We start from the raw sequence: 26241 nt of genomic DNA, 5'->3' as shown, positions 1-26241 counted from the left end.
AGGTAAGGTCTCCATCTAGCCATAAACCTGGGGGTTTACCCTGTTACAGCTAGGCACAGAGTTATCCGTACAGTTTGAGGACGCCATCGCGGGCAAGCCCGCTCCTACATTTTGGAATGCATTCTCCTGTGGGAGCGGGCTTGCTCGCGATGAACGATGACGCGGTCCAGGGTAGTAACAGGCTATTACCCACCCCGCTGGATAACGACTACCTTCAATACTCCCAAGCATTCCCCCCAGAGGAGTTCTCCCCATGGCTGCCAAGAAAATCCTGATGCTGGTCGGCGATTACGTCGAAGACTATGAAGTGATGGTGCCGTTCCAGGCGTTGTTGATGGTCGGCCACACGGTGCATGCCGTCTGCCCCGACAAAACCGCTGGCCAGACTGTGCGCACGGCGATCCATGACTTTGAGGGCGACCAGACCTACAGCGAAAAGCCTGGCCACCTGTTTGCACTGAACTTCGATTTCGCCAAGGTGGCCGAGGCTGACTACGATGCGCTGGTGATCCCAGGCGGTCGTGCGCCGGAATACCTGCGGTTGAACGAAAAGGTCCTGGAGCTGGTACGCGCCTTCGACAAGGCCGGCAAACCGATCGCGGCGGTGTGCCATGGCGCCCAGTTGCTCGCGGCGGCGGGGATTCTCGAAGGTCGCGAATGCAGTGCGTACCCTGCCTGCGCTCCAGAAGTGCGTTTGGCGGGCGGCACGTTCATCGAAATCGCGGTGACGGATGGCCACGTTCAAGGCAATCTGGCCACGGCGCCTGCCTGGCCGGCGCATCCGAACTGGCTCGCCGGTTTCCTCCGGTTGCTGGGCACCAAAATCACGCTGTAACGAGGGCTTCTCCATGTGCGAGCTGTACGTCAAGGCTGACCCGATTCTCTACGAATCACGCTCGCGCTCGTTGCGCATCTGCGGCGTGGTGACCACGCTGCGCCTGGAGAATCAGTTCTGGGACATCCTCAGCGAAATCGCCGAGGTCGACGGCATGACCACCAACCAGTTGATCACCAAGCTGTATGAAGAGGTGATGGACTATCGCGGCGAAGTGGTGAATTTTGCATCGTTCCTGCGGGTCAGTTGCACGCGCTACCTGAGCCAGCGGCGAGTGCCGGTGCCTGAGCTGGCGGTGGTGCGGTCTGGGGTCAAATAGCCGAAATCGAGTCGACCCCATCGCGAGCAAGCCCGCTCCCACAAGTGGTTGAGTGTTCGCATCTCTCTGTGGGAGCGGGCTTGCTCGCGAAAGCGGTGTATCAGTCAATGAAGATGCCAACTGACCGTTTGCCTTCTTTGAAACGCTGCCCGGAGACAAGCCCGGTTTCACAGTTGATCGAGATTAAACCTCCACCGGCACCGCCAGCTTCGGATGACCCAGCGCATGGGTCTTGGAATCGAAGAACCGCAGCGCTGACCCCGTTCCTTCGAACACCTTGGCGTAATGGCGCTTCTGGTGCTGGATGAACGCCTGGCTGCGGGGATAGATCGAAATCGCCACCAACGCCGGTTTCGCGTGGCGCAGCGCATCGATGAGATGCTGATCCTGCTCATTCAGCCCGTGCCCGAAAATGCACAGGCCTGCGTCTTGCTTCATCAGCTGGTCAAGGCAGAACGACAGGTAGTCCGAGCTGCGAATCGTCTTGAGCTTGTCCGCGCTCGTCCCTTCGTTGACGAAGAGCGGCACATCGTCCAGCGTCTTGATCGTATTGTTGATCGCGAAGCTGCCCAGTAGCGTGCCTTCGGTCGAGGTCATCCTGCGCGCGGTGCCGTCCTGGTTGCGCACCAGGTGCAGGCCACCGTGCAGGTACAGCACACGGGTTTTATCGGTGGCGGTGGCGCTCAGGTCGAAGCCCGGCTCCGTGCCCTGGAACAGATCGGTGAGGGTGTCCGGCTGATGCTGGATCGCCCAGTGGGTCAGCAGGTCGTAATTGGTGGTGAACACTGACGAGTAGCGGCTCAGCTCCTCGTTGATCGTCGCCAGCGTGGCCGGCTCCACCAGCCGCCATGGGATGTGCACCGCGTGGACGCTGTTGATCAGCGCTTCCTTGATCGCGTAATAGCGATTGCGCGGCGCGGCGGAGCTGACCGCCAGGGCCTTGTTCACCCGGCTGGTGGTTTTCAGCGCGCCCAATACCTGCTCGAAGCTGCGGGTCTGCAGCGCGTCGAACACGCTCAGTTCGGAGGCGCTCAGGGGCTTTTCCTCGACAGTGCGCGCATTCTCGAACAGTGAGTCGTAGCCGAAGTCGTCCCACACCGCGCGGCTGGCGCCGTTACCCAGCAGCAGGCCGTTGATGGACGTGCTGGCGCGCAAGGCGTTCCAGTCTTCTAGTTGGGCGTCGACATCCTGGAAATCGGTCATTGCGGTGCTCGTTTCAAAAGCCAAAGGTCTGATGGGTGGCGACTTTATCACGACCGGTCCTTGAGCCAGATCAAGTCAATCATTGGCCAATCGGCGGATTCTTCAGGTTACCGCCGAATCGAACAGGCGAAACGGCCCAGACCTGGAGACTCGTTCATGAGCAGCACCTTTTTCATCCCCGCCGTGAATATCATGGGTAACGGTTGCCTTGACGAAGCAATGGACGCCATCCGCAATTACGGCTACCGCAAGGCGCTGATCGTCACTGATGCCGGGCTGGCCAAGGCCGGGGTGGCGGCAATGATTGCCGAGAAGCTGGCGCTGCGCGATATCGACTCGGTTGTTTTCGATGGCGCCAAGCCCAACCCAAGCATCGCCAACGTTGAAAGCGGCCTGGGCCTGCTCAAGGAAAGCCGTTGTGATTTCGTGGTGTCCCTGGGTGGCGGTTCGCCCCACGACTGCGCCAAAGGCATCGCCCTGTGCGCGACCAATGGTGGGCAGATCCGCGATTACGAAGGCGTGGATCAGTCGACCAAACCACAATTGCCGTTGATCGCCATCAACACCACCGCCGGCACCGCCAGCGAGATGACCCGTTTCTGCATCATCACCGACGAGTCCCGCCACGTGAAAATGGCCATCGTCGACCGTAACGTCACGCCGCTGCTGTCGGTCAATGACCCGGCGCTGATGATTGCCATGCCCAAGAGCCTGACCGCCGCCACCGGCATGGACGCGCTGACCCACGCCATCGAAGCCTACGTGTCGACGGCGGCGACGCCGATCACCGACGCCTGCGCGTTGAAGGCCATCACCCTGATCAGCAACAACCTGCGCCTGGCCGTGCGCGACGGCAGCGACATCGGCGCGCGGGAGAACATGGCGTACGCCCAGTTCCTGGCGGGCATGGCGTTCAACAACGCGTCCTTGGGTTACGTGCACGCCATGGCTCACCAACTGGGCGGTTTCTACGACTTGCCCCATGGCGTGTGCAACGCCGTGCTGCTGCCCCATGTGCAAAGCTTCAATGCGATGGTCTGCGCCGACCGCCTGACCGATGTCGCCCACGCAATGAGCGCCGACATTCGTGGCGTCACCCCGGAAGAAGGTGCCCAGGCCGCCCTCGCGGCCATCCGCAGTCTGGCGAAGGACGTCGAGATTCCTGCCGGCCTGCGTGCCCTCGGTGCGCGTCTCAACGACATCCCGACCCTGGCCAGCAACGCCCTGAAAGACGCCTGCGGTCTGACCAACCCACGGGCGGCGGATCAACGGCAGATCGAGGAAATTTTTCTCAGCGCGTTTTGACCCGCGCGCGGTTCGGGTGCAAAGGACGCTATGCTGCGTCCTCGCCCGAGCCGAAATCGCCGAGTCCCCGATGCTGCAAAAAAGCCTGATCCGCCGCCTCGACCTGATCACTCTCCAGTTGTTTGTCGCCGTCCACGAAGAAGGCACGCTCACCCGTGCTGCAGCTCGTGAAGCCATCGCGGTGTCGGCGGCGAGCAAGCGGCTTATGGAGCTGGAGGAGGCGTTTGGCATCAGTCTGTTCGTGCGCCAGGCCAAAGGCATGACGCTCACCCCGGCCGGGGAGACGCTGTTGCATCATGCCCGGCAGATGTTGTTCAACGTCGAGAAAATGGGCCTGGAACTGGGTGAGCACAGCCACGGCGTTCGCGGTTATGTCCGGATGCTCGCCAACCTGTCGGCGATCATCCAGTTTTTACCGGAGGACCTGCGCGACTTTTCCGAACGTCATTCCCAGGTCAAGACTGACCTTGAAGAACGTCCCAGCAGCGGGGTGATCCAGGGCGTGCTGGATGGCGTGGCGGACCTGGGCATCTGTTCCAGCGACAGCGACGTCAAGGGCCTGCACAGCGTGTTGTATCGCGAGGACCAGTTGGTGGTGTTGATGCTGCCGAATCATCCGTTGGCCCATCACACCCGCCTGGCATTCGCCGATACGCTGGACAGCGATTACGTCGGCCTGCACTCCGCCAGCTCCATCAACATGCGCACCCACGCCGCCGCGCGCCACGCCGGCAAAGTGCTGCGCCTGCGTATTCATGTGCCGGGTTTCGACGCGATGTGTCGCATGGTCCAGGCGAACATGGGCCTGGGGATCATGCCGCAGAAAGCCTACGAATTGTTCGGCCGGGCGCTTGGCCTGCATGCCGTGCCGTTGACTGATGATTGGTCGCACCGGGCGTTGATCCTGGTCGTGCGCGATGAGGCGAGGTTGTCGCCGGTGAGTCGATTGTTGTTTGAGCATTTGCGGGAGCAGGCCTGATTTTTGGGTTGGATTTCCCGGCCCCTTCGACTTGCTCGCGATGAGGCCCTGAGGCCGGAACAATCCTCCAGAGCGTTCGCATTTCACGAACGCCCCTTGCCAACTGAAGGTTGGATTCCTGGCGCCACCGTCCTCTAGCCTTGGAGCCAATTCCAAGAACAAGAGGTACCCCGCGATGACTGCCCCTTTAAGTGCAATCAAAGTGATCGAAATCGGCACCCTGATTGCCGCGCCGTTTGCCGCGCGCATGCTCGCCGAATTCGGCGCCGAGGTGATCAAGATCGAAGCCATGGGTCAAGGTGATCCGTTGCGTAAATGGCGCAAGCTGCACCAGGGCACTTCGTTGTGGTGGTATCTGCAATCGCGCAACAAGAAATCCCTGGCACTGAACCTCAAATCCAGTGAAGGCATCGACCTGGTCAAGCAACTGGCGAGCAGCGCCGACGTGCTGATCGAAAACCTGCGCCCGGGAGCCCTCGAAAAGCTCGGCCTGGGCTGGGACGTTCTGCATGCCCTCAACCCCAATCTGACCCTGGTGCGCATCTCCGGTTATGGCCAGACGGGCCCTTACCGTGACCGTCCGGGGTTTGGCGCCATCGGTGAGGCCATGGGCGGCATTCGCTACACCACCGGTACGCCGGGTTCGCCACCAGCACGAGTGGGCGTCAGCCTCGGCGATTCGCTGGCATCGTTGCACGCTGTGATCGGCGCCCTGATGTCGCTGTTGCGGGTCAAGACCGGGCAGGGCGGCGGGCAAGTGGTCGATGTATCGCTGGCCGAAAGCGTGTTCAATGTCATGGAAAGCCTGGTGCCGGAATACGACATGCTTGGCCATGTGCGCGAGCGCAGCGGTGGGGCCTTGCCGGGCATCGCGCCATCCAACACCTACCTGACCGCCGACGGCGCCTATGTGGTGATCGCCGGCAACAGCGATCCGATCTACAAGCGCCTGATGGAAGTGATCGGTCGTCGCGATCTCGCCGACGCGCCGGAGTTCGCCCATAACGACGGACGCGCCGCCCGCAGCAACATGCTGGACGCCGCCATTACCCATTGGACCAGCAGCCTGCCGATCGACGACGTGCTGGCGGCCCTGGAAGCGGCCGAGGTGCCGGCCGGGCGCATTTATTCGGTGGCCGACATCGTGGCCGACCCGCACTATCGGGCGCGGGACATGCTGCTCAACGCCGACCTGCCCGGTGGCCTGCAGGTGAAAATGCCAGGCATCGTGCCCAAACTCTCCGAAACCCCGGGTGGCGTTAACTGGTCCGGGCCGAGCCTGGGCCAGCACACCGACGGGATTCTGGCCGGCCTGGGCCTATCCGAACTGGACATCGAACGCTTGAAAACCCAAGGGGTGGTGCAATGATCACTGACTTTTCGCAAACCCTGGTCGTCCAGGAAGTCTCGCCCCGCGACGGCTTGCAGATCGAACCGACCTGGGTGGAAACCGCCGACAAGATCGCGTTGATCGATCAGCTGTCGCTGGCCGGTTTCAGTCGCATCGAAGCGGGTTCATTCGTGTCGCCCAAGGCCATCCCGGCCTTGCGGGATGGCGAAGCGGTGTTCACCGGCATTGCCCGGCAACCGGGGGTGATCTACGTCGCCCTGATCCCTAACCTCAAGGGGGCACAACGGGCGCTGGCAGCAGGCGCCGATGAACTGAACCTGGTGATGTCCGCGAGCCAGACGCACAACCTGGCGAACATGCGCATGCGCTGCGAAGACTCGTTGGCAGCGTTCGGCGAAATCGTCCAGTTCGCAGGTAGCACCCCGGTGCGCCTCAACGGCAGCATCGCCACCACGTTCGGCTGCCCCTTCGAAGGCAAAATCGATGAGGACCGTGTGCTGCAAATCGTCGACGCCTATCAGGAACTCGGCATCACTGGCATCACCCTGGCGGACACCACTGGCATGGCCAACCCGCGCCAGGTCGATCGCCTGGTGCGGCGGGTGCTGCAACGGGTGGCCGCCGCGGACTTGACCCTGCACTTCCACAACACCCGCGGCCTGGGCCTGTGCAACGTGCTGGCCGCCTACGAGGCCGGTGCCAGGCGCTTCGATGCCGCCCTCGGCGGCCTGGGCGGCTGCCCGTTTGCGCCGGGCGCTTCGGGCAACATCTGCAGCGAAGACCTGGTGAACCTGTGCGACGAAGTCGGCATCCCCACCGGCATCGACCTTCCTTTGCTGCTCAAGTTGTCACGCGGTCTGCCAGCACTGTTGGGGCATGACGTGCCGGGTCAACTGGCCAAGGCCGGACGCAATTGCGACCTGCACCCGATACCGGCCTGATCGACGGCCCTTTCAAGCCTCACAACCAGACAACAAAAACAATCGGACACCCACGGGAAGTCCGCCTGGAGAAACACTATGAGCCTCAATGTACTGGAGGCGGGCATGAGCCCGTCCGTCAATCACGACGCAGAAAAAGCCCTGGTCAGCAAAGTCGCGTGGCGACTGATGCCGTTGATCATGGTCTGCTACCTGTTCGCATTCTTCGATCGTATCAACATCAGTTTCGCCAAGTTCCAGATGCAGGCCGACCTGAGCCTCAGTGATACCGCCTATGGCCTGGGCGCCGGACTGTTCGTGGTCGGCTACGTGATCTTCGAAGTGCCGAGCAACATGATGCTGTACAAGGTCGGCGCGCGGCGCTGGATCTCGCGAATCATGATGTCCTGGGGGCTGGCCACCGCACTGATGGTGTTCGTCACCAGCGAATGGCAGTTCTACGCGTTGCGCTTCCTGATCGGTGCGATGGAGGCCGGTTTCGCCCCCGGTGTGCTGTATTACCTCACGCTGTGGTTCCCGCAGCATTATCGTGGGCGCATTACTTCCATGTTGTTCCTTGCGTCTGCGTTCGCCGGGCTGGTCGGCGCGCCATTCTCCGGGCTGGTGTTGCAGCATCTGGATGGTGTGATGCAGATGCGCGGCTGGCACTGGCTGTTCCTGCTCGGCGGTGTGCCGTGCATCGGCCTGGGTGTACTGGTGCTGACCCTGCTCAAGGACCGCATCGAAGACGCCCACTGGTTGACGCCTTCGGAGAAAACCCTGCTGGCCAGTCGCATTGCCCACCATGAACCGCACAAGAGCGGCGGCTCTTTGCTCGCGGCGCTGCGCATTCCCGGCTTCCTGACCTTGGGTTTGATCTACTTCCTGATCCAGGTGGCGTCCTACGGCCTGAATTTCTGGGCGCCGCAACTGATCCGCAGTGCCGGCACCGAGAGCCCGGTGATGATCGGCCTGCTGACGGCGATTCCGTACATCTGCGGGGCGATCAGCATGGTGGTCATCGGACGCCTGTCCGACGCAACCGGCGAGCGCCGCAAGTTTGTCGCTGGCCTGGTCGCGGTGGGCGCTTTGGGCTTCTTCTGTGCCGGGATCTTCGCCAGCCACACGACTTTCCTGATCGTCGCACTGGGGCTGCTGGGGGCGGGGATCGTTGCTTCCATCCCGAGCTTCTGGACCTTGCCGCCCAAATTGCTGGCCGGGGCGGGTGCGGGGGCCGCTGGCGGGATCGCGGTGATCAACACCCTCGGCCAGTTCGGCGGCATCGTCAGCCCGGTCATGGTCGGGCGCATCAAGGACCTGACAGGCAGCACCACGCCGGCGCTGTACGTCATCGGCGTCTGCGCGCTGATCGCCGTAGCACTGCTGTTGTGGGGGTTGCCGCAGAAGCTGCGTACGCTCGATAAGATCTAGGGCACGCATAGAACCGCTGTAGGAGCGAGCATGTCGAGGCGTCGAACCGTCGCGATGGTCGTCAACGATGACGCTGACTGCCTGACACTCAGCGGTGTCTGTGCCTCCATCGCGAGCATGCTCGCTCCTACAGGTGAAATGCGTTAACCGCAGCGAAGTTCTTCGACGAGCAGTGAGTCGGTTTTCCGTGACCTGATATAGACTTGCCGCCACTCACTGATCAGTTCAAAAGGACTCCTCCGATGACCCCCTCGCTGCTGATGGCCGTTCTCGCCTCGGGTTTCATCTATGGCATTACGCCAGGTCCCGGTGTGCTTGCGGTGTTTGGCATTGGCGCGGCACGGGGGCGACGGGCGGGGGCGGGGTTCCTGTGCGGGCATTTGCTCGGCGATGTGATCTGGTGCAGCACGGCGTTGATCGCGATTGTCGGCGCGCGGGAAATCGGCAGTACCGCTTTTGACGTGTTGGGCGTGCTCAGCGGCCTGTACCTGTTCTGGCTGGGGATGCGCGCGGTGCGGGCCAAACGCAGCAGCGTCGAGGTGCCTCAGGGGCCTGCACGGCAGCCATTCTGGCACGGCGTGCTGTTCGGCCTGACCAACCCCAAGGCGTACCCAGTGGCGGTGGCGACGTTTACAGCGCTGCTGTCGAGTCGGGCCGAGCTGCTGAACTGGGCGATGTTGCCGTGGCTGATCGTCCTGAGCTTTGTCGGAGGTCTGATCGCCTACGCTATTCTCGTGGGCATCGTTGGTGCGCGGCAGGTGCGCAGTTTGTATCAACGTCATGAGTTGCTCATCACCCGCTTGTGCGGGGTGATGTTCATCGGTTTTGCCATCAACGCTCTCCTGCACGCGCTGCCGGGGCTGATGCCGAACAAGGCTTGAAGCATGACAACCAGAAACCCGGCGCCGCAGGCGAGTTACTTCGATCTTTTGCTGGATGCCGTGTGTGCCGTCGACAAGCAAGGCCAGTTTGTTTTTGTCAGCGCGGCGTGTGAGCGCATTTTCGGATACACCCCCGACGAGCTGATCGGCCAGCCCATGATCGAATTGGTGCATCCCGCCGACCGCCAGCGCACCCTCGATGCCGCGCGGGAAATCATGGGCGGAGATCCCAAGCTCAATTTCGAGAACCGCTACGTGCGCAAGGATGGCCGCGTGGTGCATATCCTCTGGTCGGCGCGTTGGTCGCAGGTCGATCAACTGCGTATCGCCGTCGCCCGCGACATCACCGAACGCAAGCAGGCCGAGTCCCGGCAAGCGGCGTTGTACGCGATTTCCGAAGCAGCCCATGCGGCCGAGGACTTGCTGGCGCTGTTCAAACGCATCCACCTGATCATCGGTGAATGGCTGCCAGCGCTGAATTTCTCCGTTGCGCTCTATGACGAGCACTGTGCGCAGATCAACTTCCCCTATCACGTCGACGACCACGAACACCAACCCGAGCAGCCCGGGACGGTCACCGGGCAGTTGTGCGCCGAAGTGATCCGCACCGGCCAGCCGATCTTGCTGACACCGGGGCAGCAGGGTGCCCCGCAAGGCTTCGAACGACTGGTCGCAGGCCAGCAGTCGCCGTGCTGGCTGGGCGTACCGTTGAACTCGCAGAACGGCACCATCGGGGCGCTGATCGTCAAAAGCGTGGCCGGCGGCGAACGCTACACCGAGCAGGATAAGGAGATGTTGCAGTTCGTCTGCGCGCAAGTGGCGACGGCGATCGAGCGCAAGCAGTTGCACGCCCGGCTGCAACGCATGGCCCAATACGATCAGTTGACGCAATTGCCCAACCGCGAATTGCTGCGCGATCGCCTGAAAGCCTCCCTGACCCAGGCCCGTTTGGACGGTGGGCGCATGGCGTTGCTGTATGTGGATCTGGACCGCTTCAAGGAGGTCAACGACACCCACGGTCATGCGGTTGGTGACATGCTGCTGCAAGCCGTGGCCAATCGCCTCAAGGGCTGCGTGCGCGAGACGGACACCGTGGCGCGCATAGGCGGAGATGAGTTCGTGGTGTTGCTGCACAGTATCCAGGCGGCTAAAGACGCTGAGAGTGTCGCCGGCAAGATACGCCTGGTCCTGGCGCAGCCATTGCGCCTGGACGGCCACAGCCTCAACATCCAACCGAGCATCGGTGCTGCCATCTTCCCCGAGCACGGTATCGAGGAAAAGCAATTGTTCCGCCATGCCGACGAGGCCATGTACAACGCCAAACGACAACATCACCTCGATTACAAGATGTGATCGTTGCCCGCCGTTCGTCGCATCCCTCCTGTTTTTTCTAAACCTTTGTCGTGATGAAAATTCTCACATTAGGCGGGCTCCTGCTCGCCGCGATCATCACCAAGAGGTAGAGAATCATGCCTAACTCAAGAAACTCGAACTCAGGAAATTTCGCCAACGATCGAACGAAGGCGTCCGAAGCGGGTCGCAAAGGTGGGAAAACTACCACCACGACCGTCGATAAAGAACCGTCGAAACCCGAGACGGACCGCAAAGGCGGTCAGAAATCCAAGTAGTGATTGTGGGTAGTTTTGATTGAGAGACGGGAGCGAAAGCTCCCGTTTGAATGTTCACAAGAGGAGGGCGCGACCATGAGCCGGATGGCCACCCGAGTACGCAACGCCGGTTTTGCCACATTAGTGGGCCTGTGTGCCAGCAGTGCCTTTGCCCAGTCACCTGCCGAATTCATCAACGACGCATCCGCCAAAGGCATGGCCGACATCGAAACCAGTCGCATGGCGCACCAGAAGTCCGAGTCCAGAGAGGTCAAGGACTACACCATTGTCGTCATCAACGACCGCACCACGGCCAACCAGCATCTGGCGAAAATCGCCAAACAACTGGATTTGCCGGTGGCGCCACGGGAAGAAGTGGTCGACAAGGCCAAGGCCCTGATGCCAGAAGTGAAAGAGGGCGATACCTTCGACCAGGCCTACGCCGCCAGTCAGGTCCAGACCACCGAGGAAGCGATTGAGCAGCTGCAGCAGCAGGCGCAAACCACCGACATCCCGGAGATCAAGGCCTACGCCGAAGAAACCCTGCCCAAACTGCAAAACCACCTGCAGATGGCCAGGGCGCTTCAGGCGAGCCGGTAAGCCTGTAGCGCTGTCGCTTCCATCGCGGGCAAGCCCGCTTCCACAGATCTTGTGAATGCCTCAAGCCCCTGTGGGAGCGGGCTTGCCCGCGAAGGGGTCGACGCGGTCAACAATCATTCAAATCAATCTTCTTCTTACTCGTCTCAGCCAACCCTGCCAATGCATGCACCTCGCCTTCGCCCATCTTGCGATAGTGCTTGCGCAGCGCCTCGAGTTGCTCCAGATCGAGCAGCTCCAAGCCCAACATGGCGTTCTGCGCTTCCTTGTTCACCCGCAGCAGTTCATCAATCTTCAGGTGCAGGATGTCCGTATCCCGGTTCTGCGTGTTCTGGATCAGGAACACCATCAGAAACGTGATGATCGTGGTCGAGGTATTGATGATCAGTTGCCAGGTATCGTTGTAATCGAAAATCGGCCCGCTCAACCCCCACAACCCAATCAATATCAAAGCGCCCATGAATGTCTTGGGGCTGCCGGCCCACAGGGCTAGCTTTTGCGAGATTTTTGCGAATTTCATTGCCGTGTTCCTTATTGGGATGCGTCTGAAGGTGTGACAGCGCGGGCGGCATGAAAATTCTGCTTACAGTTTTGCCTACCAAAGGAATGAGGCTACGGAGGGTAAAGGTGACTTTTCACAAATTCTTGATGGGATCTTTCTTTGTCTCGGTTTGTGTCTAGTATCAATGGCAGTCAATTTGCCAGCATGGAAAAACTCGGATCGAAACTCGGAGAGGATTGCACATGGAATTTTTCGAAAAATTGGTGAGTTTGGCGGCTAAGGTGCGTTTACAGAGTGCGGCGATTCAGACGGAGGAGGCGACGAAGAATGCGTTTGTCATGCCCTTCATCAGCACAGTGCTCGGCTACGATGTTTTCGATCCGACGGAAGTTACCCCCGAATTTGTCTGCGACGTTGGAACCAAGAAAGGAGAGAAGATCGACTACGCGATCATGAAGGGGGGCGAGGTTCAAATCTTGATTGAGTGCAAGAAGATCGGCGAGCCGCTGCACATCAATCATGCTTCGCAGCTGTTTCGGTACTTCCATGTCACCAGTGCTCGCATCTCCATCCTTACCAATGGCCAGGTTTACAAGTTTTTCACCGATTTGGACGCGCCAAACAAAATGGATGAGAAGCCATTTTTGGAGCTCGATCTCCTGGACATTGACGAGTATTCCGTCCCTGAATTGGTAAAGCTCACCAAATCTGCATTTGACGTGGATTCGATAATCAGCGCTGCAGGTGAGCTGAAATACGTCAGCCAAATAAAAAAGGTCATAGCTTCACAGGTCAGTAAACCTGACGATGATTTCGTGAAGGTCTTCGCATCGCGTGTCTACGATGGAGTGATCAGAAAGTCCGTGAGCAGTTCCATGAGCTGACTAGAAAGGCCGTGGTGCAATTTCTCAACGACCAGATAAATGAACGTCTCAAGTCGGCCATGAGTGGTGCAATTCAACCGACCCTGACCTCGCTACCGGTTTCTTCCAATGATGCCGAGCCGACTGATCTTCGGGATGAATCTGAAGATAAGGTACTCACGACCTTGGAAGAGCTGGAGGGGTACCACATCGTTCGTGCCGTGGTCCGTTCAGTTGTAGACGCCAAGCGGATTGTGCAGAGAGATACCCAGAGCTATTTCGGTATCCTGCTGGACGACAACAATCGCAAACCAATCTGTCGTCTACATTTCAATCGTTCACAGAAATACATCGGTATTTTTGACGAAGAAAAGAACGAGACTCGGCATGCGATCAATTCAGTCGACGACATTTACGAGTACTCGGATCATTTGAAGAAAACGGTTGGGTTTTACAATTGATTCACCCTGTATAAAAAACCGGCCCTTAGGCCGGTTTTTGCATTTTTTAGCCTGAAAGAATCGAATCAGCGAGCCCTGATAAACTGCGCCATCGATCCAAGAGGAGAACGCCATGACCTGGTCCGCCAAACAGTACGTCGCTTTCGAAGATGAACGCACCCGCCCGGCCCGCGACCTGCTCGCGGCCATCCCGCCCCGGGAGGTGCGCAGCGCCATCGACATCGGTTGCGGCCCGGGCAATTCCACTGAGCTTATGGTCGAGCGCTTCTCCGGTGCCACGGTGCGCGGCGTAGACAGCTCACCCGACATGATCGAAGCGGCCCGCAAACGGCTGCCGCACATCCCGTTCGACACCGTCGACATCGCCAACTGGAACGACAGCACCGCCTTCGACGTCATCTTTGCGAACGCGGTGCTGCAATGGCTGCCCGACCACGCCACATTGCTGCCGTCGCTGGCCGCACGCCTGACCCCAGGCGGCAGCCTGGCCATCCAGATGCCCGACACCCTCAACCAGCCGTCCCATCGCCTGATGCGTGAAATCGCCGCTGATGGCCCATGGTCCAGCAAACTGACCGGCGCCAGCGCGCAACGCACCCAAGTGGCCGCCGCAAGCGACTACTACGCCATGCTCAAACCTCATTGCAGCCGCGTCGATGTCTGGCACACCACCTATCACCACCCCTTGGCGGGCGGTGCGGCGGGCATTGTCGAGTGGTTCAAGGGCAGCGGTTTACGGCCGTATCTGCAACCGTTGAGCGAGGCCGAGCAGGCGCAGTACCTCGAGCGCTACCTCGCCGCCATCGAGCAGGTCTATCCAACCCAGGACGATGGCTCGGTGCTGCTGCCGTTCCCACGCCTCTTTATCGTCGCGACCCGCTGAAAGCGCATCAGTCTTTCCTGCGGGTGCTCAGGAACTCAAAGAGAAACGAAGCAAAGCCGAACAGCCCGATGATTGAAACGATCATGAACCCCAACTCTGAGTTTTCCATGCTGATCTCGGTGTGGAAGGTGAGCGGGCAGGGTAGGGGAGTTTTGGGCGGGTTTGGCGTGGGGTTACGGGTTCTTTACTGGGAAGTGGGGATCTATACGCAAGCTTTATGAGGAGCAGTGAGAAAAAGCGTGTTTCGATTTTTTTGCGTCTTCTTCACGTGCTCAGACGCGGTGCAGTGTAGGTTTTCACGAATCAAAACGTTAACGCGTGATGAAATTTGATAATAAATCGGTGATTTCACTCGAAAACGTTAACGCTAACGCAGCTTTTTGAAACGACTATGGATTTGACATCAGCGACACCCTTGTTCAAAGATCACCGCAAGAGCGCGAAATCTGTTGCCTTGCAGGGCGATAGCAGACGTAGGTACCTCAGCGATGCTGCAACATCGGTATAAGGTGAGACCTCTTCATCCCATTTCCTGAGGATGCAAATATCAGGATTCAAATGTAAAAGGGCAGCCTCAAAGCTGCCCTTTTTCTTTGCTACCCAAAAGACCTAGGGGTGTCGCAGTTTCGCTGCTGACCGTCGGTCTTCATCGGCGGCCATCGGCTCAGCACTTTCTGCACATCATCGATAACCGCCTTGCTCATCGACGTTAAATGGTGCGCGGCCCAGGCGTGGCGGTCGCTGTCCCGCGAGTACGCAGCGTCGACGGTCAGCAGCCTGGCCAGGTGGAGCAGATCCGATACTTGCTCCAGGGCATCGACGATGGGCACACCGCGGTTCACTCGGAACAGCGGTTCGTTATTGCAGTAGTGGAAAGGGGTGAGGCCGATAGTCGTCAGTCTGGGGTCGTCGCTCATACGTCACCTCCTTTCGAAAAGCTGCTCAAGGTTTGAGCTGCGATTTGGGAGGGCGCGGTGGAATTGATTTCTTTGGAATGGGGTGTTGGCTTGGGCATAGATGGAACTCCGATGCTATTCGAAAGGGACCATCGCCATCTCGCTACCAAACGGAGGGTGGTGGCCATACGAAGGTTGGTAGACCGGGCATCGGAGCCGGCGCCCCGGAAGGAGCCCTGCGCATGGCCACCATAAGATGCGACCCAGAGAAGGGCCGAAACAGGTGACGCTATGCGTCGATGCGGAGGGTCTACCAAACCCCGATCACTGATTTTGTCAGTGACGGAAAAACGATAAATCCCACCCCAAAAACGCACAAGCCGGCGGATTCTCACGTACCCGTAGGCAACGACGCAAGGTGTTGTAGCTTTCACGAGGTGTCTGGAGGGTGTGCTTAAACAGAAGTGTTTGAGGCAAATTGCGGACACAAAAAAACCGGCCATTAGGGCCGGATTTCTTGACTTGAATCCCCTCGTCATAACGACGTTGGAACGTGGTCTGAGTGGCGCGGTTGAAGGAAAACTACGGAGGTATGTCAGGTAGCCGCTGCGTTCAGGTGAGTCTCGAGTTCTTCACATGCAACCATCAGGTCATCGAACTCCGGAGGGGGACTGTCGAACATTCCACCTTCGAGCATCTTGTCGTAGTCCTTCGCCAGGTTATCGCGAGCCTTTCCAACTGGCACCAGCCGAAGATTGCCGCCCACTGCATGCCGGTAGTCGATCGTTGTGCCATCTGCAGACTTTTCTACAAAGAAGCAGGACTTATGCTCTGCGACGCGTGCGGCAATGTCTCGCCGTGAAATAACCTGCTTGAACTCGTGATTTTGCACAATGGCGGTCAGGTCATGCCAATGCCGGGCAAATCGCTCGCTCTTCAAGCGCTCCTGGACGCAGTACACATGCGCCGCTGTCGCTTTCTCCCAGAACGTACGCGCTACATCCATTACAACGGGGTTTGCTTCAGGAAAGATGACGCCTTCCAAATTGGCGTGAACCATATCGCACACGACATGATTGCGGCGGTGCGGCTCCCCTGTAGATCGAGCACCAAACTCAAGCATGACCTTGGGCGTCACGTAATCATGGACCGGTGTTTTCGCAGGATAGTGCAAGTACAGTTTGTCCCCATCTTGAACAAATTCTGCCCCCGGCGCCTCCGCCGCCAGCGCATCGGCCAGAGCCGGAAAAACCGACTGTTCTATCCAGCCTGGGAGAAGATCGCGGGCCTTGCTGCTCCACTTTCTGGCTTGACTACCACTGGGGGGAATTTCGCTTTGCACCTCGGGCAAAAGCTGGCGAATGTCGTAGGTCAGATCAATGTCTTCCGAAAATCGATCAATCAGGCGGTACACCTTGGAAAGTGAGGTGCCACCCTTGAACGTCAGATGATCGCCCACGGGATCTGAGAAGATTTTCCCCAAGGTCCAAACCACCCACAAGTCTTTTTCCAACAGGTACGCAGGGCGACCAAGGTCGGAGGCTGCCTGGAGAATGACTTCCCTCTGGTCAGATGAGGACAGCGAGAAGAAATAATCAGGCAATAAGAGCCACCTTCCCAATCATCGCTCCCATCCAGGAGGGTAGAACGGCTCGAAGGCTCATCAACCGCGACCACTCATGGTCGCAAAGCCGCCGATGCAATGTCGGGATCAACTTGCTCGATTGTGACTCGCCGAGCCAGGCTAGGGCTCGAACGGCCTCACCAGCGGCTGATGGTGCAACCATCCACTTTGGCGCATGTTTGATCTGAATCTCTGCCTTGCCAATTCTCAATGTGCGGGCACGACCACTGGTGAGAAACACCTGGCGTACGGGCACCTGCTGCGTCAACCCGAGGTTGTTTGCAGCCTGCGCCCCGCTCGACGTCACCGTTTCGCTGGTTTTTTCAGCGAGAGCCTGAACAACTTTTTCCGGCTCTGGCGCACGAGTTCCGAACCGGCTCTTCACCGGCGCCACATACATGCCGCGGCAGACGCGCATCAACTTCCCCGATTTCGCCAGGCGCGAGAAAGCTTGGTCGACAGCGGCGCGACTCCCAAGGCTCAGGAATTCTCTCGGCGACAGGACTTCGCCTTCGGGCAAGGACTGGCTGCGCTGGTAAATAACTTCAGGAAGTTTCGACATGACGGCACCGCTGTGGGGGGGATACAATGTCAGAAACTTATCATTGTTTCTGACATTTGTTCAAATTTTAGCCAATTTCAGCAGGGATGGTTCGGGACAGTAATGGCGCGCTTAAAAACGTCGCGATGAGTCGTGTGAGAGACGGCTACCGGACCCGATCATTGTTTTTTCAGCGGCCGACTAACGATAAAACTCACTTCAAACACACACACAAGTCGGCGGGTTCTCATGTAACCGTAGGCAACGACGCAAGGTGTTGTAGCTTTCATGAAGTGTTTGAAGGGCGTGCTTAAACAACAGCGTGTGACGCAAATCGCAGGCACAAAAAAACCGGCCATCGGAGCCGGTTTTTTTGATTTGAACCCCCCGTCATTACGACGTGGGAACCTGATCTGAGTGGAGCGGGTAGAGGGAATCGAACCCTCAACTAAAGCTTGGGAAGCTTTCGTTTTGCCACTAAACTATACCCGCTCAGAGCGGGTGACTTTGTACCAGATGTGCGCCCGGAAATGAAGTTTTTCTTTTGTCTTGTACGTCAGAAATCGAGTCGCGGCTATCGCGAGCGAGCTCGCTCCTACAGAGGGCAGAGCTGCTCGCGATGGCGCTGGGTCAGATGGCAAATGCAGAGTGCTCCTGTACGAAGTGGTAACGCGTTCGGCTGGTTTGTGCCTCAGGCTTGAGGAAACCCAGCAACGCGTTGCGACTGTCTCGGCAGGCGGCTTTGTGTTCCATGTCGAGGAAGTGGCCGGTCGCTTCCACCGTGCTGAATGTGGCATGTCGCACGTGGTTGCCGAACAGGCGGGCGTCGCTGGCTGAGGTGTACTCGTCCCATTCGCCGTTGAGGAAAAGCACCGGCACGTCGATTTTTTTCGCCGCATTCAAGTAGCACTGCCGATCATTGTGCAGCACGTCGTTGATGTGGAAGTGCATCTGCCCGTATTCGTGCTCGGCCAGGGAGCTGACGTGGCGGTAGTTGAAGCGCTTGAACAACGATGGCAGGTGTTTGCCGATGGTGTCGTTCACCAGGTGTCCGACGCGGTCGCGGTCGCAGTTGCCCAGGTGTTTGACGCCGCGCTCCAGGTAGTCGAGCATGTGCGCGTTGATCACCGGGGAGAATGAGCTGATCACGGCTTTTTCGATGCGCCGTGGCCGCTGCGACAACGCAGTCAGGGTCGCGGCGCCTCCCCAGGAAAATGACAGCACGTGTTCGGCTGCGAAGTGGTCGATCAGTTCCAGGAGGATCTGCCCTTCGATCTCCTTGGTCAGCATTTTCTCATGCCGATTGTGGGCTTTTGACTTGCCCGCGTAGGGCTGGTCGTAGCACACCACGTTGAATTGTGGATGCAGGTTTTTCACGGTCTGTGCAAACGACGCAGTCGTGGCCATCGAGCCGTTGACCAGAATAATGGTCTTGTCTGCGGCGTCTGCGCGATAGAACTCCGTGTAAACCCGATACTGACCCTGTATATCCAGCACAGCGATTTCTGGCCTCATGTCATAAGACTCCTGGCAAGCGGGTATGCGCGCAAATGAGATTGCACGAGCTTTGTGACAGGTAGGCATATGCCTGGAATTTTGCGGGCCCATGTCGATCCATTGCAGTCCGGTCGACGGGTGTTGTTATTGGCGGGCAGTCTGCCGGTCTGAGGCGGAGCCTTGTGGCTCTCTAACCGACAAAAAGTTTCTTGGATGTACGCGGTGACTAATCGGTCACATTTCGGCCGACGTCCTGATTCAAGCAGGGGACCTGTGATCGCGCAAGTGCCGTTGGTAAATTGTTCGACAACATCTGCTGAGCGGTCGTCTGCTTAGATCAATTGAATCTCTTCGGTGCGCAGGGCGCGGTACTCGCCCGGTTTTAGCGCAGGATCGAGCACCAGCGGGCCCATGGATTCGCGGTGCAGGCGCAGCACTTTGTTGTCGAAGTGGCCGAACATGCGCTTCACCTGGTGATAACGACCTTCGACGATGCTCAGGCGCGCAGACTTCGGCCCTAGAAGCTCCAGTTGCGCCGGTTGGGTGGTGAGATCTTCGAACGCAAAGTACAAGCCCTCCGTGAATTTCAGCGCGTATTGCGGACCGATCACCTCTTCGGTCTCGACGTAGTAGACCTTGGGCAGTTTGGTCTGCGGCTGGGTCAGGCGCCGTGACCAACTGCCGTCGTTGGTGATGATCATCAGGCCGGTGGTGTTGAAGTCCAGGCGGCCGGCGATGTGCAGGTCGTTCGTGTCCTGCTCAAGGATCAGGTCAAGCACGGTGGGGTGCTGCGGGTCGCGGGTGGCGCTCACGTATCCGGCGGGTTTGTGCAGCATGAAGTAGCGCGCCGGCTTGCCGCTTTGCAGCACCTCATCATCGACTTCGACACGACTGAATTCCAGCACCTGGGCGTGCGGGTCGCTGACGATGTGTCCGTCAATGCGCACGCGCTTTTCCACCAGCAACAGGCGAACCTGCTTACGGTTGAAGCGTGGAAGGTTGCTGAGGAAACGGTCAACGCGCATGAGTGGGGACCGACAGGAAAGGGGCGCGCATCTTACGTGATTGGCCGCGCGACGGCTTAGAGCTGCGCGTCGACCTGCGCACAGCGCGGGCACAGGCAGGACTTGTCGCGCACCTCGGCCGGCAGCGCTTCGAGGACCGCAGGGTCGATGCTGACGCCATAGCACCAGCAAGGTCGATCGGCGGTGCGCGGGTCGGCCAGGGTGCAGTCGTTGGCGGCGCCGCAGGCTGGGCAGAATTCAGGTTTGTTCATGTCAGGTCATGCATAACTGGTGTGGGGCATTTCGGCGCACGTACGGTTTCGGCCCGATTGCTTGGCGCGGTACATCGCATGATCGGCCCTGGAGATCAAGGTATGCAAGGTTTCATTGGGTTGCAGGGTGCTGAGGCCGATGCTGACGGTCAGATGCAAGGAGTGGCCGTTGTAGGCATAACGCTGTTGTTCGACATGCTGGCGAATTTTCTCGGCGATCTTAAGACCTGTCTCACCGTTGGTGTCCTTGAGCAGCACGATGAATTCTTCGCCCCCCAGCGGCAAACGATGTCGGCGTGGCGCAGGCAACTTTCCAGATCCCGGGCGAAACCGGACAGTACCTGATCACCGGCCAGGTGACCGTAGGTGTCGTTCAATGCCTTGAAGTGATCCAGGTCCAGCAGCATTGCGGTGAGCGGTTGCGGTTCGCGGTGGGCTTCCTGCAGGGCTTGTGCCGCCAGCAGGTCGAAGCCACGACGGTTGGGCAACTCGGTCAGGCTGTCCAGTGTCGCCTGGGTCTGGATCCTGCCCTGATAGCGACCAATGACCCGGTTGAGCAAGGCCAGCACGCTTAGCGTCACCACCAGGCAGATCAGCAGGTTGAGATACAGCGATTTGCGGATATCACTCAGGGCACCGTCTTCGCGTTTGTCGACGAACAGGTACCAGTTCAGCTCCGGAATGAATCGCACGTTGAGGAAATGTCCCTGGCCCTGGCCGGAATATTCGTAGCTGCCGCTGTGCGGGTTGGGCAACTGGCTGACCAGGCCCTTCATGCTTTCGAGCTCGCTGAGTGTTTGGCCAATATGTGCGCCTTGCGGGCCTCCCTCGGCGCCAGTCAGTACCAGTCGCCCGAAGTTGTCGACGAAAAACACGCTGCGCTGGTAACGCTGCTGGTATTTGTCGATCAGCTTGATCACCGCATCCACCGTCAGCCCTACGCCTGCCGCGCCGATGAAACGGTTGTTGTAGTCGTAGACTTTGTAGTTGATGAAGAAGGTCAGGTTGTCGCGGTTGGCCAGGTCCGGGTCGACGTTGATTTCGTAAGGATCGGCCATGTCTCGCACGCGGAAATACCAGGCGTCGCGCGGCTCATCGACCCGGACCTGCTTGAGTACGCCTTGGGCGTGGTAGTAGGTCAGTGTGGCATTGGAGACAAAAAACGCGGTATAGGCACCGTAGTGGGTCATGACCTCGTTGAGGTAGCGGGTCATTTGCTCGGGGTTCTGTTCGCCACCCACCACCCAGTCGCGCATGAAGGTGTCGCGGGACATCATCGACGAAATCAGGATCGGTCTGACAAGGTCTTTCTGGATTTCCGAGTACACGGTGTCCGAGGTAAGCGGCAGTTCGGTGTTGACGATGCTGTCGCGTATCGAGTCGCGCGAGGCGTAGTAGCTGAGCAAGGAGGTGGCGAGGAAGCCGGCACCCAGTAGCGCGATCAGCGTGAGAACCAGCGAACGTTGCATATACAGCGGCGAGTGAAGCGGCATGGCAAATCCGTTGGCAGTGACCCCGTGAAGAGCATTCTAGTGGCACTGCGGTGAAAAAACTGCGGGATTTGCAGGGTGAATCGGCACGGATCAGGTATGAACGATCCGTGCCGACGAGTGAGTGATGCGTCCGATCGGGTTTCAATCGAGTTGCAACACCACGACTCGCTGTCCGGCCCGCACCGCCGAGCCCGGTTGCACCCGGATCTCGCGCACCACACCCGCCATCGGCGCCAATAGCGGGATTTCCATTTTCATCGACTCCAGAACCACCAGCACCTCACCGGCCTCGACACGGCTGCCAACCTGCACTTGAACCTGCCAGAGGTTACCGGCGATGTGGCTGTCGACGCTCATTTCGCCGCTGGCCAGCGTGGCCTCTTCGGTGGCGTCGGCCACCGCTTCCTCACTCTCGAAATGTGCCTGCCCACTGGCGATCCAGCGCTCGCGCTCGGCGTTGAAGGCGCCTTGTTGCTGCGCGCGAAACGCGGCGATGGTCTCGGCTTCCTTCGCCAGGAATGCCTGGTAATCGGCGAGGTTCAACTGGCTGTGTTCGATGTCCAGATCGAAACGTCCCAGGGGGAAATCTCGACGGATGCGCAGCAGTTCTTCGGCGCTCACCGGGTAGAAGCGGATCTGGTCGAAGAATCGCAGCAGCCACGGCTTGCCTTCGAAGGCTGCGACGTCGCGGTAGCGGTTCCACATCTGCAGGGTTCGACCGACGAACTGATAGCCACCGGGGCCTTCCATGCCATACACGCACATGTAGGCGCCGCCGATACCCACCGAGTTCTCTGCGGTCCAGGTCCGGGCCGGGTTGTACTTGGTGGTCACCAGGCGATGGCGTGGGTCGAGCGGGGTGGCCACCGGCGCACCGAGGTACACGTCGCCCAGCCCCATCACCAGGTAGCTGGCGTCGAACACCGTGCGCTGCACTTCATCGAGGTTCGGCAAGTCGTTGATGCGGCGGATGAACTCCAGGTTGCTCGGGCACCAGGGCGCGTCCTTGCGCACGGTGGTCATGTACTTCTCGATGGCCAACTGGCAGGCCGGGTCATCCCAGGACAGCGGCAGATGGACGATACGCGAGGGCACTTGCAGGTCCCTGGCGGCGCACACCGCGTCCCATTCACCGGCGACGATGCCCAGCAGGTCGGCCAACGGCAGTTGCTCGGGTTGGTAGTGCACTTGCAGCGAGCGGATACCCGGGGTCAGGTCGATCACGCCGTGCAGGCGTTTGCTTTCCAACGCCTGCATCAGGGCATGGGCGCGAAAGCGCAGGACGAGGTCGAGTTCGGGGGCTCCGATTTCCAGCAGCAGGTGAGTGTCGCCGGACAGCCGTGCGACGAGGCGAGTGTCGGCCTGGCCAATGTCCAGCACGATAGGCGATACCAGCTTCTCCTGTAGGAGCGAGCTTGCTCGCGATTGTGGTGTGTCATTCAACAGGTGTGTGTCTGATACACCGCCATCGCGACGGTTCGACGCCTCGACAAGCTCGCTCCTACAGGTGGTGTTCCATTTCAGGGCGAGGGCTCGCGCGGTGGCGAGATCAACCGGCAAAAACTGCACCTTGTCCCCCGCCTTGAGTTGCCCCAGCTGCCAAAGGTCCGCCTCGATCACCGTCACCGGACACACGAACCCGCCGAGGCTCGGGCCATCGGGGCCGAGGATCACCGGCATGTCTCCAGTGAAATCCACCGCGCCAATCGCGTACGGGTTGTCGTGGATGTTCGAAGGATGCAGACCCGCTTCGCCGCCATCGGCGCGCACCCACTCCGGCTTCGGCCCGATCAGGCGCACACCGGTGCGGCTGGAGTTGAAATGCACCTCCCACTGGGTGTCGAAGAAGGTGCCGATGTAATGTTCGGTGAAATATTCCGGCGCGCCGTGGGGGCCGTAGATGACGCGGATCTGCCGGACGGCCGGCAATGGCGTGATCTGTTCTGCGGCCAGTTGTTGCCCGGTGCTGCGATCGCTCAGGGCCGGCACATGCAGCACGTCGCCGGCACGCAAGGCGCGACCGCCGTGGCCGCCAAACTGGCCGAGTGTGAAGGTGCTTTTGCTCCCCAGATAGTCGGGCACTTGCAGGCCGCCGCGCAGGCACAGGTAGCTGCGCGCGCCGGCTCCGGCCAGTGTGCCGAGGCTCAGGGTGGCGCCTGCCGGGATCAATAATGCCGTGTTCATCGGCACCGTTTCACCGTTCAACGTCAGCGGGATTTCGGCGCCGGTCACCGCGACCACGGCGTCGCAATTGAAGCGCAGCAACGGCCCGCTCATGGTGATTTCCAGTGCGGCAGCGCCTTCTTCATTGCCCAGCAGCCGGTTGCCCAGACGCAGCGCGCGGCTGTCCATCGGCCCTGACGGCGGAACGCCTACGGCCCAGTAACCGAGGCGACCGGGGTAGTCCTGGACGCTGGTCTGGGTGCCGGCGCTCAGCACTTCGAAGGTGTTGGCGTGGTAGTGCAGGTTTTCAAGGCAGCGGGTCCAGGGCTGGCCGCTGGCGAACGGTGCATCGAGCACAATCTGCCGAAGGTAATCGCGGTTGGTTTCCACGCCGTAGAGCACGCTGTCGCCCAGGGCCTGATGCAGGTCGGCACTGGCTTGCTCGCGGGTCGGCGCCCAGCAGATGACCTTGGCGATCATCGGGTCGAAATACGGCGGGATCTCGCAACCGGCCTCCACCCACGTGTCGATGCGCAGTCGTTTGCCGTCGGCCGTCGGAAATTTAACGGCCGTCAGCAGACCCGGGCTCGGCTGGAAATCGCGACCTGGATCTTCGGCATACAGGCGCGCCTGAATGGCATGGCCCTCGGCCTTGAGGCCCTGGTGCAATTCGTTCAATGGCGGCAAATCACCGGCCGCCAGTTCGACCATCCAGCGCACCAGGTCAACGCCCCAGACTTGTTCGGTGACACCGTGTTCCACCTGCAACCGGGTGTTCACTTCCAGGAAGTAAAAACGCTGGTCTTCGCTGTCGAAGACGAACTCCACGGTGCCGGCGCTGCGGTAGTTCACCGCTTTCGCCAGTTTGATCGCCGCCGCGCACAGCTCATCCGCCATGCCGTCTGGCAGGTTCGGCGCCGGGGTTTCTTCGAGGACTTTCTGGTTGCGCCGCTGCACCGAACAGTCGCGCACGCCGAGGGCGATCACCTCGCCGCGACCGTCGCCGAACACCTGCACTTCGAGGTGGCGAGCGCGCTGGATGTATTTCTCGATGAACACACCGGCGTCGCTGAAATTGTTCTGGCCGAGGCGTTTGACCGCGTCGAAGGATTCGCTCAGTTCGGCGGCGTTGCGGCACACGCGCATGCCGATGCCACCACCGCCGGCAGTGCTCTTGAGCATCACCGGGTAGCCGACCTGTTCACCCGCGCTCAGCGCCGCGTCGAGGCTGTCGAGCAGTTCGGTGCCTTCGAGCATCGGTACGCCGTGCCGTTTGGCCAAGGCGCGGGCGGTGTGCTTGAGACCGAACACCCGCAGTTGTTCCGGCGTCGGTCCGATGAAGGCGACACCTGCCGCTTCGCAGGCTTCGGCGAACGCGGCGTTTTCCGAGAGGAAACCGTAGCCGGGATGGATCGCGGTGGCGCCGCTGGATTGGGCGATGGCGAGGATTTTTTCCACCGCCAGGTAAGTGCCGGCCGCCGCGCCCTCACCCAGGCTGTGGGCTTCATCTGCTTGCAGGATGTGCAGACTGGCGGCATCGGCTTCGGAATACACCGCCACGCCACCGACGTGCAAATCATGCAGGGTGCGCAGGATGCGGCAGGCAATGGCACCACGGTTGGCAATCAGGACTTTTTCGAACATGGCATAACCCCCGGAGGCGATTGCACATCAGCCTCGATCTGGGATGCGGGCCGTCCCGCAGTTTTTCGATCAGCGCCGGGGTCGTCCCCGGCGGGAAAATCACAATCTCCAGAACACCATCAATCCCTGTGGGAGCGGGCTTGCCCGCGATCAGGGTGTGTCAGGCAGAAATGAGGTATCAGATGTACCGTCATCGCGAGCAAGTCGAGCCGTCGCACCGCCGCTCCCACAGTGGAGGGTGGCGTTTTCACTTTTTGAGGCACTGCCCCGCTCGCGCCTGGCACAGCGCAAACAACCACCGCCGCAACCGCATCAATTTCAGTTCCATACCAAAAGCTCCGCAGGTGTCGGGTTGTAGGCGTTGCACGGGTTGTTCAGTTGCGGGCAGTTGGAGATCAGCACGATCACGTCCATTTCGGCACGCAGGTCGACGTACTTGCCCGGTGCAGAGATGCCGTCTTCAAAGGTCAGCCCGCCGTCGGCGGTGACCGGCACGTTCATGAAGAAGTTGATGTTCGGGCCAATGTCGCGCTTGCCCAATCGACCGTCGTGGACGCAGGCGCGCAGGTAGTTGTCGCGGCAGCTGTGCATGTAGCGCTTTTCCAGGGCGTAGCGCACGGTGTTGCTCTCTTGCGCGCAGGCGCCACCGAGGGTGTCGTGGCGCCCGCAGGTGTCGGCGACGATGGTCAGCATGGGCTTGCCGAGGTTGGAATAAAGCACGCTGCCAGTGCTCAGGTACACGCTGTTCTGCCGGCGCAAGGTGCGTTGCACGTCGTAGCGTTCCTTGGGGTTGGCCACGCTGTAGAACAGGGTGTCGACAGCCTGGTTACCTTCCAGGTCGAGGATGCGCAGGGTCTGGCCCGCCTTGACTTCCATCAGCCAAGGTTCGCCTGCCGGGATGGTGGCGCGGTAGACCGCTGTTTCCGGGAGCTTTTGAACGGTAGCGATTGCGAGTGACATGGCAGCGATC

22 protein-coding genes, 1 tRNA gene and 2 pseudogenes are annotated in these 26241 nt (G+C 59.9%); 13 read left to right on the top strand and 12 right to left on the bottom strand.

Features of this window, described 5'->3' with window-relative positions; all coding sequences use genetic code 11:
• Positions 1-253 precede the first annotated feature (253 nt).
• Together AB4N33_RS15355 and AB4N33_RS15350 are read left to right on the top strand one after the other, a co-directional pair.
• On the top strand, positions 254-835 hold the full coding sequence (locus AB4N33_RS15355; RefSeq protein ID WP_476457680.1) for a DJ-1/PfpI family protein: 582 nt from the start codon (positions 254-256) through the stop codon (positions 833-835).
• A 13-nt stretch (positions 836-848) separates the two neighbouring features.
• Complete coding sequence (locus tag AB4N33_RS15350; protein WP_460117348.1) at positions 849-1154, top strand: ribbon-helix-helix domain-containing protein; 306 nt, start codon at positions 849-851, stop codon at positions 1152-1154.
• Between the two features lie 183 nt (positions 1155-1337).
• On the opposite strand, the gene AB4N33_RS15345 is transcribed toward AB4N33_RS15350, so the two are convergent.
• Complete coding sequence (locus AB4N33_RS15345; RefSeq protein WP_476457679.1) at positions 1338-2357, bottom strand: DUF4917 family protein; 1020 nt, start codon at positions 2355-2357, stop codon at positions 1338-1340.
• Positions 2358-2513: 156 nt separating this feature from the next.
• On the opposite strand from AB4N33_RS15345, the gene yiaY reads away from it, so the two are divergent.
• The 9 genes from yiaY to AB4N33_RS15300 all read left to right on the top strand — a co-directional run bounded on the left by yiaY (position 2514) and on the right by AB4N33_RS15300 (position 11431).
• Entirely contained in the window at positions 2514-3662 is a 1149-nt protein-coding gene (yiaY, locus tag AB4N33_RS15340; protein WP_460117346.1) for an L-threonine dehydrogenase, read from the top strand.
• 70 nt (positions 3663-3732) lie between these two features.
• Complete coding sequence (locus AB4N33_RS15335; RefSeq protein WP_476457678.1) at positions 3733-4641, top strand: LysR family transcriptional regulator; 909 nt, start codon at positions 3733-3735, stop codon at positions 4639-4641.
• A 175-nt stretch (positions 4642-4816) separates the two neighbouring features.
• Positions 4817-6010: a CaiB/BaiF CoA transferase family protein gene (locus tag AB4N33_RS15330; RefSeq protein WP_476457677.1), complete on the top strand. Its 1194-nt coding sequence runs from the start codon at positions 4817-4819 to the stop codon at positions 6008-6010.
• Positions 6007-6933: a hydroxymethylglutaryl-CoA lyase gene (locus AB4N33_RS15325; RefSeq protein WP_476457676.1), complete on the top strand. Its 927-nt coding sequence runs from the start codon at positions 6007-6009 to the stop codon at positions 6931-6933. The genes AB4N33_RS15330 and AB4N33_RS15325 overlap by 4 nt, the downstream gene beginning before the upstream one ends.
• A 78-nt stretch (positions 6934-7011) precedes the next feature.
• Positions 7012-8343 carry an MFS transporter gene (locus AB4N33_RS15320; RefSeq protein WP_476457675.1) on the top strand — a complete coding sequence of 444 codons (1332 nt, stop codon included), beginning with the start codon at positions 7012-7014 and terminating at the stop codon, positions 8341-8343.
• A 242-nt stretch (positions 8344-8585) separates the two neighbouring features.
• Positions 8586-9224, top strand: a complete 639-nt coding sequence (locus AB4N33_RS15315) for a LysE family translocator (protein ID WP_476457674.1) — start codon at positions 8586-8588, stop codon at positions 9222-9224.
• A 3-nt stretch (positions 9225-9227) separates the two neighbouring features.
• Positions 9228-10577 carry a sensor domain-containing protein gene (locus AB4N33_RS15310; protein WP_460140070.1) on the top strand — a complete coding sequence of 450 codons (1350 nt, stop codon included), beginning with the start codon at positions 9228-9230 and terminating at the stop codon, positions 10575-10577.
• 116 nt (positions 10578-10693) lie between these two features.
• Complete coding sequence (locus AB4N33_RS15305; protein WP_460117338.1) at positions 10694-10852, top strand: KGG domain-containing protein; 159 nt, start codon at positions 10694-10696, stop codon at positions 10850-10852.
• A 75-nt stretch (positions 10853-10927) separates the two neighbouring features.
• Positions 10928-11431, top strand: a complete 504-nt coding sequence (locus AB4N33_RS15300; protein ID WP_460117337.1) for a DUF4142 domain-containing protein — start codon at positions 10928-10930, stop codon at positions 11429-11431.
• 106 nt (positions 11432-11537) lie between these two features.
• On the opposite strand, the gene AB4N33_RS15295 is transcribed toward AB4N33_RS15300, so the two are convergent.
• A complete protein-coding gene (locus AB4N33_RS15295; RefSeq protein WP_460117336.1) occupies positions 11538-11948 on the bottom strand; it encodes a low affinity iron permease family protein in 411 nt (136 codons plus the stop codon).
• Between the two features lie 224 nt (positions 11949-12172).
• Here AB4N33_RS15295 and AB4N33_RS15290 point away from each other — a divergent pair.
• Both AB4N33_RS15290 and tam read left to right on the top strand, forming a co-directional pair.
• Positions 12173-13254, top strand: a pseudogene (locus tag AB4N33_RS15290) (type I restriction endonuclease).
• Positions 13255-13366: 112 nt separating this feature from the next.
• Entirely contained in the window at positions 13367-14137 is a 771-nt protein-coding gene (tam, locus tag AB4N33_RS15285) for a trans-aconitate 2-methyltransferase (protein WP_476457673.1), read from the top strand.
• A gap of 596 nt (positions 14138-14733) precedes the next feature.
• Here the strand turns inward: tam and AB4N33_RS15280 are convergent.
• From AB4N33_RS15280 to AB4N33_RS15235, 10 genes and pseudogenes are all read right to left on the bottom strand, one after another.
• Positions 14734-15054: a DUF3077 domain-containing protein gene (locus AB4N33_RS15280; RefSeq protein ID WP_460140067.1), complete on the bottom strand. Its 321-nt coding sequence runs from the start codon at positions 15052-15054 to the stop codon at positions 14734-14736.
• Positions 15055-15628: 574 nt separating this feature from the next.
• A complete protein-coding gene (locus tag AB4N33_RS15275) occupies positions 15629-16636 on the bottom strand; it encodes a nucleotidyl transferase AbiEii/AbiGii toxin family protein (protein ID WP_460140066.1) in 1008 nt (335 codons plus the stop codon).
• A complete protein-coding gene (locus AB4N33_RS15270; protein ID WP_460140065.1) occupies positions 16629-17219 on the bottom strand; it encodes a DUF6088 family protein in 591 nt (196 codons plus the stop codon). The genes AB4N33_RS15275 and AB4N33_RS15270 overlap by 8 nt, the downstream gene beginning before the upstream one ends.
• Before the next feature lie 397 nt (positions 17220-17616).
• A tRNA-Gly gene (locus AB4N33_RS15265) sits at positions 17617-17690 on the bottom strand.
• Positions 17691-17828: 138 nt separating this feature from the next.
• Positions 17829-18713: an alpha/beta fold hydrolase gene (locus AB4N33_RS15260; protein ID WP_476457672.1), complete on the bottom strand. Its 885-nt coding sequence runs from the start codon at positions 18711-18713 to the stop codon at positions 17829-17831.
• 314 nt (positions 18714-19027) lie between these two features.
• Positions 19028-19720 carry a pseudouridine synthase gene (locus tag AB4N33_RS15255; protein WP_476457671.1) on the bottom strand — a complete coding sequence of 231 codons (693 nt, stop codon included), beginning with the start codon at positions 19718-19720 and terminating at the stop codon, positions 19028-19030.
• Positions 19721-19776: 56 nt separating this feature from the next.
• Positions 19777-19971, bottom strand: coding sequence for a cysteine-rich CWC family protein (locus AB4N33_RS15250; protein ID WP_460117331.1), 195 nt, complete (start codon positions 19969-19971; stop codon positions 19777-19779).
• A 6-nt stretch (positions 19972-19977) separates the two neighbouring features.
• Positions 19978-21464 (bottom strand): annotated as a pseudogene (locus AB4N33_RS15245) (sensor domain-containing diguanylate cyclase).
• Between the two features lie 141 nt (positions 21465-21605).
• Positions 21606-25271, bottom strand: coding sequence for an urea carboxylase (gene uca / locus AB4N33_RS15240; RefSeq protein WP_476457670.1), 3666 nt, complete (start codon positions 25269-25271; stop codon positions 21606-21608).
• A gap of 318 nt (positions 25272-25589) precedes the next feature.
• Positions 25590-26231: an urea amidolyase associated protein UAAP2 gene (locus AB4N33_RS15235; protein ID WP_476457669.1), complete on the bottom strand. Its 642-nt coding sequence runs from the start codon at positions 26229-26231 to the stop codon at positions 25590-25592.
• Positions 26232-26241 lie beyond the last annotated feature (10 nt).

The organism is Pseudomonas sp. S1_E05, from assembly GCF_056337105.1.
Note: the sequence above shows the minus strand (reverse complement) of the source record. Positions and strands in the feature narration are given on the sequence as shown.

Excerpts from the sequence above, each read along its gene's own strand:
- AB4N33_RS15335 (WP_476457678.1), top strand. The coding sequence starts at position 3,733 with ATGCTGCAAAAAAGCCTGATCCGCCGCCTCGACCTGATCACTCTCCAG.
- uca (WP_476457670.1), bottom strand. The coding sequence starts at position 25,271 with ATGTTCGAAAAAGTCCTGATTGCCAACCGTGGTGCCATTGCCTGCCGC.
- AB4N33_RS15315 (WP_476457674.1), top strand. The coding sequence starts at position 8,586 with ATGACCCCCTCGCTGCTGATGGCCGTTCTCGCCTCGGGTTTCATCTAT.
- AB4N33_RS15250 (WP_460117331.1), bottom strand. The coding sequence starts at position 19,971 with ATGAACAAACCTGAATTCTGCCCAGCCTGCGGCGCCGCCAACGACTGC.
- AB4N33_RS15330 (WP_476457677.1), top strand. The coding sequence starts at position 4,817 with ATGACTGCCCCTTTAAGTGCAATCAAAGTGATCGAAATCGGCACCCTG.
- AB4N33_RS15255 (WP_476457671.1), bottom strand. The coding sequence starts at position 19,720 with ATGCGCGTTGACCGTTTCCTCAGCAACCTTCCACGCTTCAACCGTAAG.
- AB4N33_RS15305 (WP_460117338.1), top strand. The coding sequence starts at position 10,694 with ATGCCTAACTCAAGAAACTCGAACTCAGGAAATTTCGCCAACGATCGA.
- AB4N33_RS15325 (WP_476457676.1), top strand. The coding sequence starts at position 6,007 with ATGATCACTGACTTTTCGCAAACCCTGGTCGTCCAGGAAGTCTCGCCC.
- AB4N33_RS15320 (WP_476457675.1), top strand. The coding sequence starts at position 7,012 with ATGAGCCTCAATGTACTGGAGGCGGGCATGAGCCCGTCCGTCAATCAC.
- AB4N33_RS15235 (WP_476457669.1), bottom strand. The coding sequence starts at position 26,231 with ATGTCACTCGCAATCGCTACCGTTCAAAAGCTCCCGGAAACAGCGGTC.
- AB4N33_RS15260 (WP_476457672.1), bottom strand. The coding sequence starts at position 18,713 with ATGAGGCCAGAAATCGCTGTGCTGGATATACAGGGTCAGTATCGGGTT.
- AB4N33_RS15270 (WP_460140065.1), bottom strand. The coding sequence starts at position 17,219 with ATGTCGAAACTTCCTGAAGTTATTTACCAGCGCAGCCAGTCCTTGCCC.
- AB4N33_RS15350 (WP_460117348.1), top strand. The coding sequence starts at position 849 with ATGTGCGAGCTGTACGTCAAGGCTGACCCGATTCTCTACGAATCACGC.
- AB4N33_RS15345 (WP_476457679.1), bottom strand. The coding sequence starts at position 2,357 with ATGACCGATTTCCAGGATGTCGACGCCCAACTAGAAGACTGGAACGCC.
- AB4N33_RS15355 (WP_476457680.1), top strand. The coding sequence starts at position 254 with ATGGCTGCCAAGAAAATCCTGATGCTGGTCGGCGATTACGTCGAAGAC.
- tam (WP_476457673.1), top strand. The coding sequence starts at position 13,367 with ATGACCTGGTCCGCCAAACAGTACGTCGCTTTCGAAGATGAACGCACC.
- AB4N33_RS15280 (WP_460140067.1), bottom strand. The coding sequence starts at position 15,054 with ATGAGCGACGACCCCAGACTGACGACTATCGGCCTCACCCCTTTCCAC.
- AB4N33_RS15295 (WP_460117336.1), bottom strand. The coding sequence starts at position 11,948 with ATGAAATTCGCAAAAATCTCGCAAAAGCTAGCCCTGTGGGCCGGCAGC.
- AB4N33_RS15310 (WP_460140070.1), top strand. The coding sequence starts at position 9,228 with ATGACAACCAGAAACCCGGCGCCGCAGGCGAGTTACTTCGATCTTTTG.
- AB4N33_RS15300 (WP_460117337.1), top strand. The coding sequence starts at position 10,928 with ATGAGCCGGATGGCCACCCGAGTACGCAACGCCGGTTTTGCCACATTA.
- yiaY (WP_460117346.1), top strand. The coding sequence starts at position 2,514 with ATGAGCAGCACCTTTTTCATCCCCGCCGTGAATATCATGGGTAACGGT.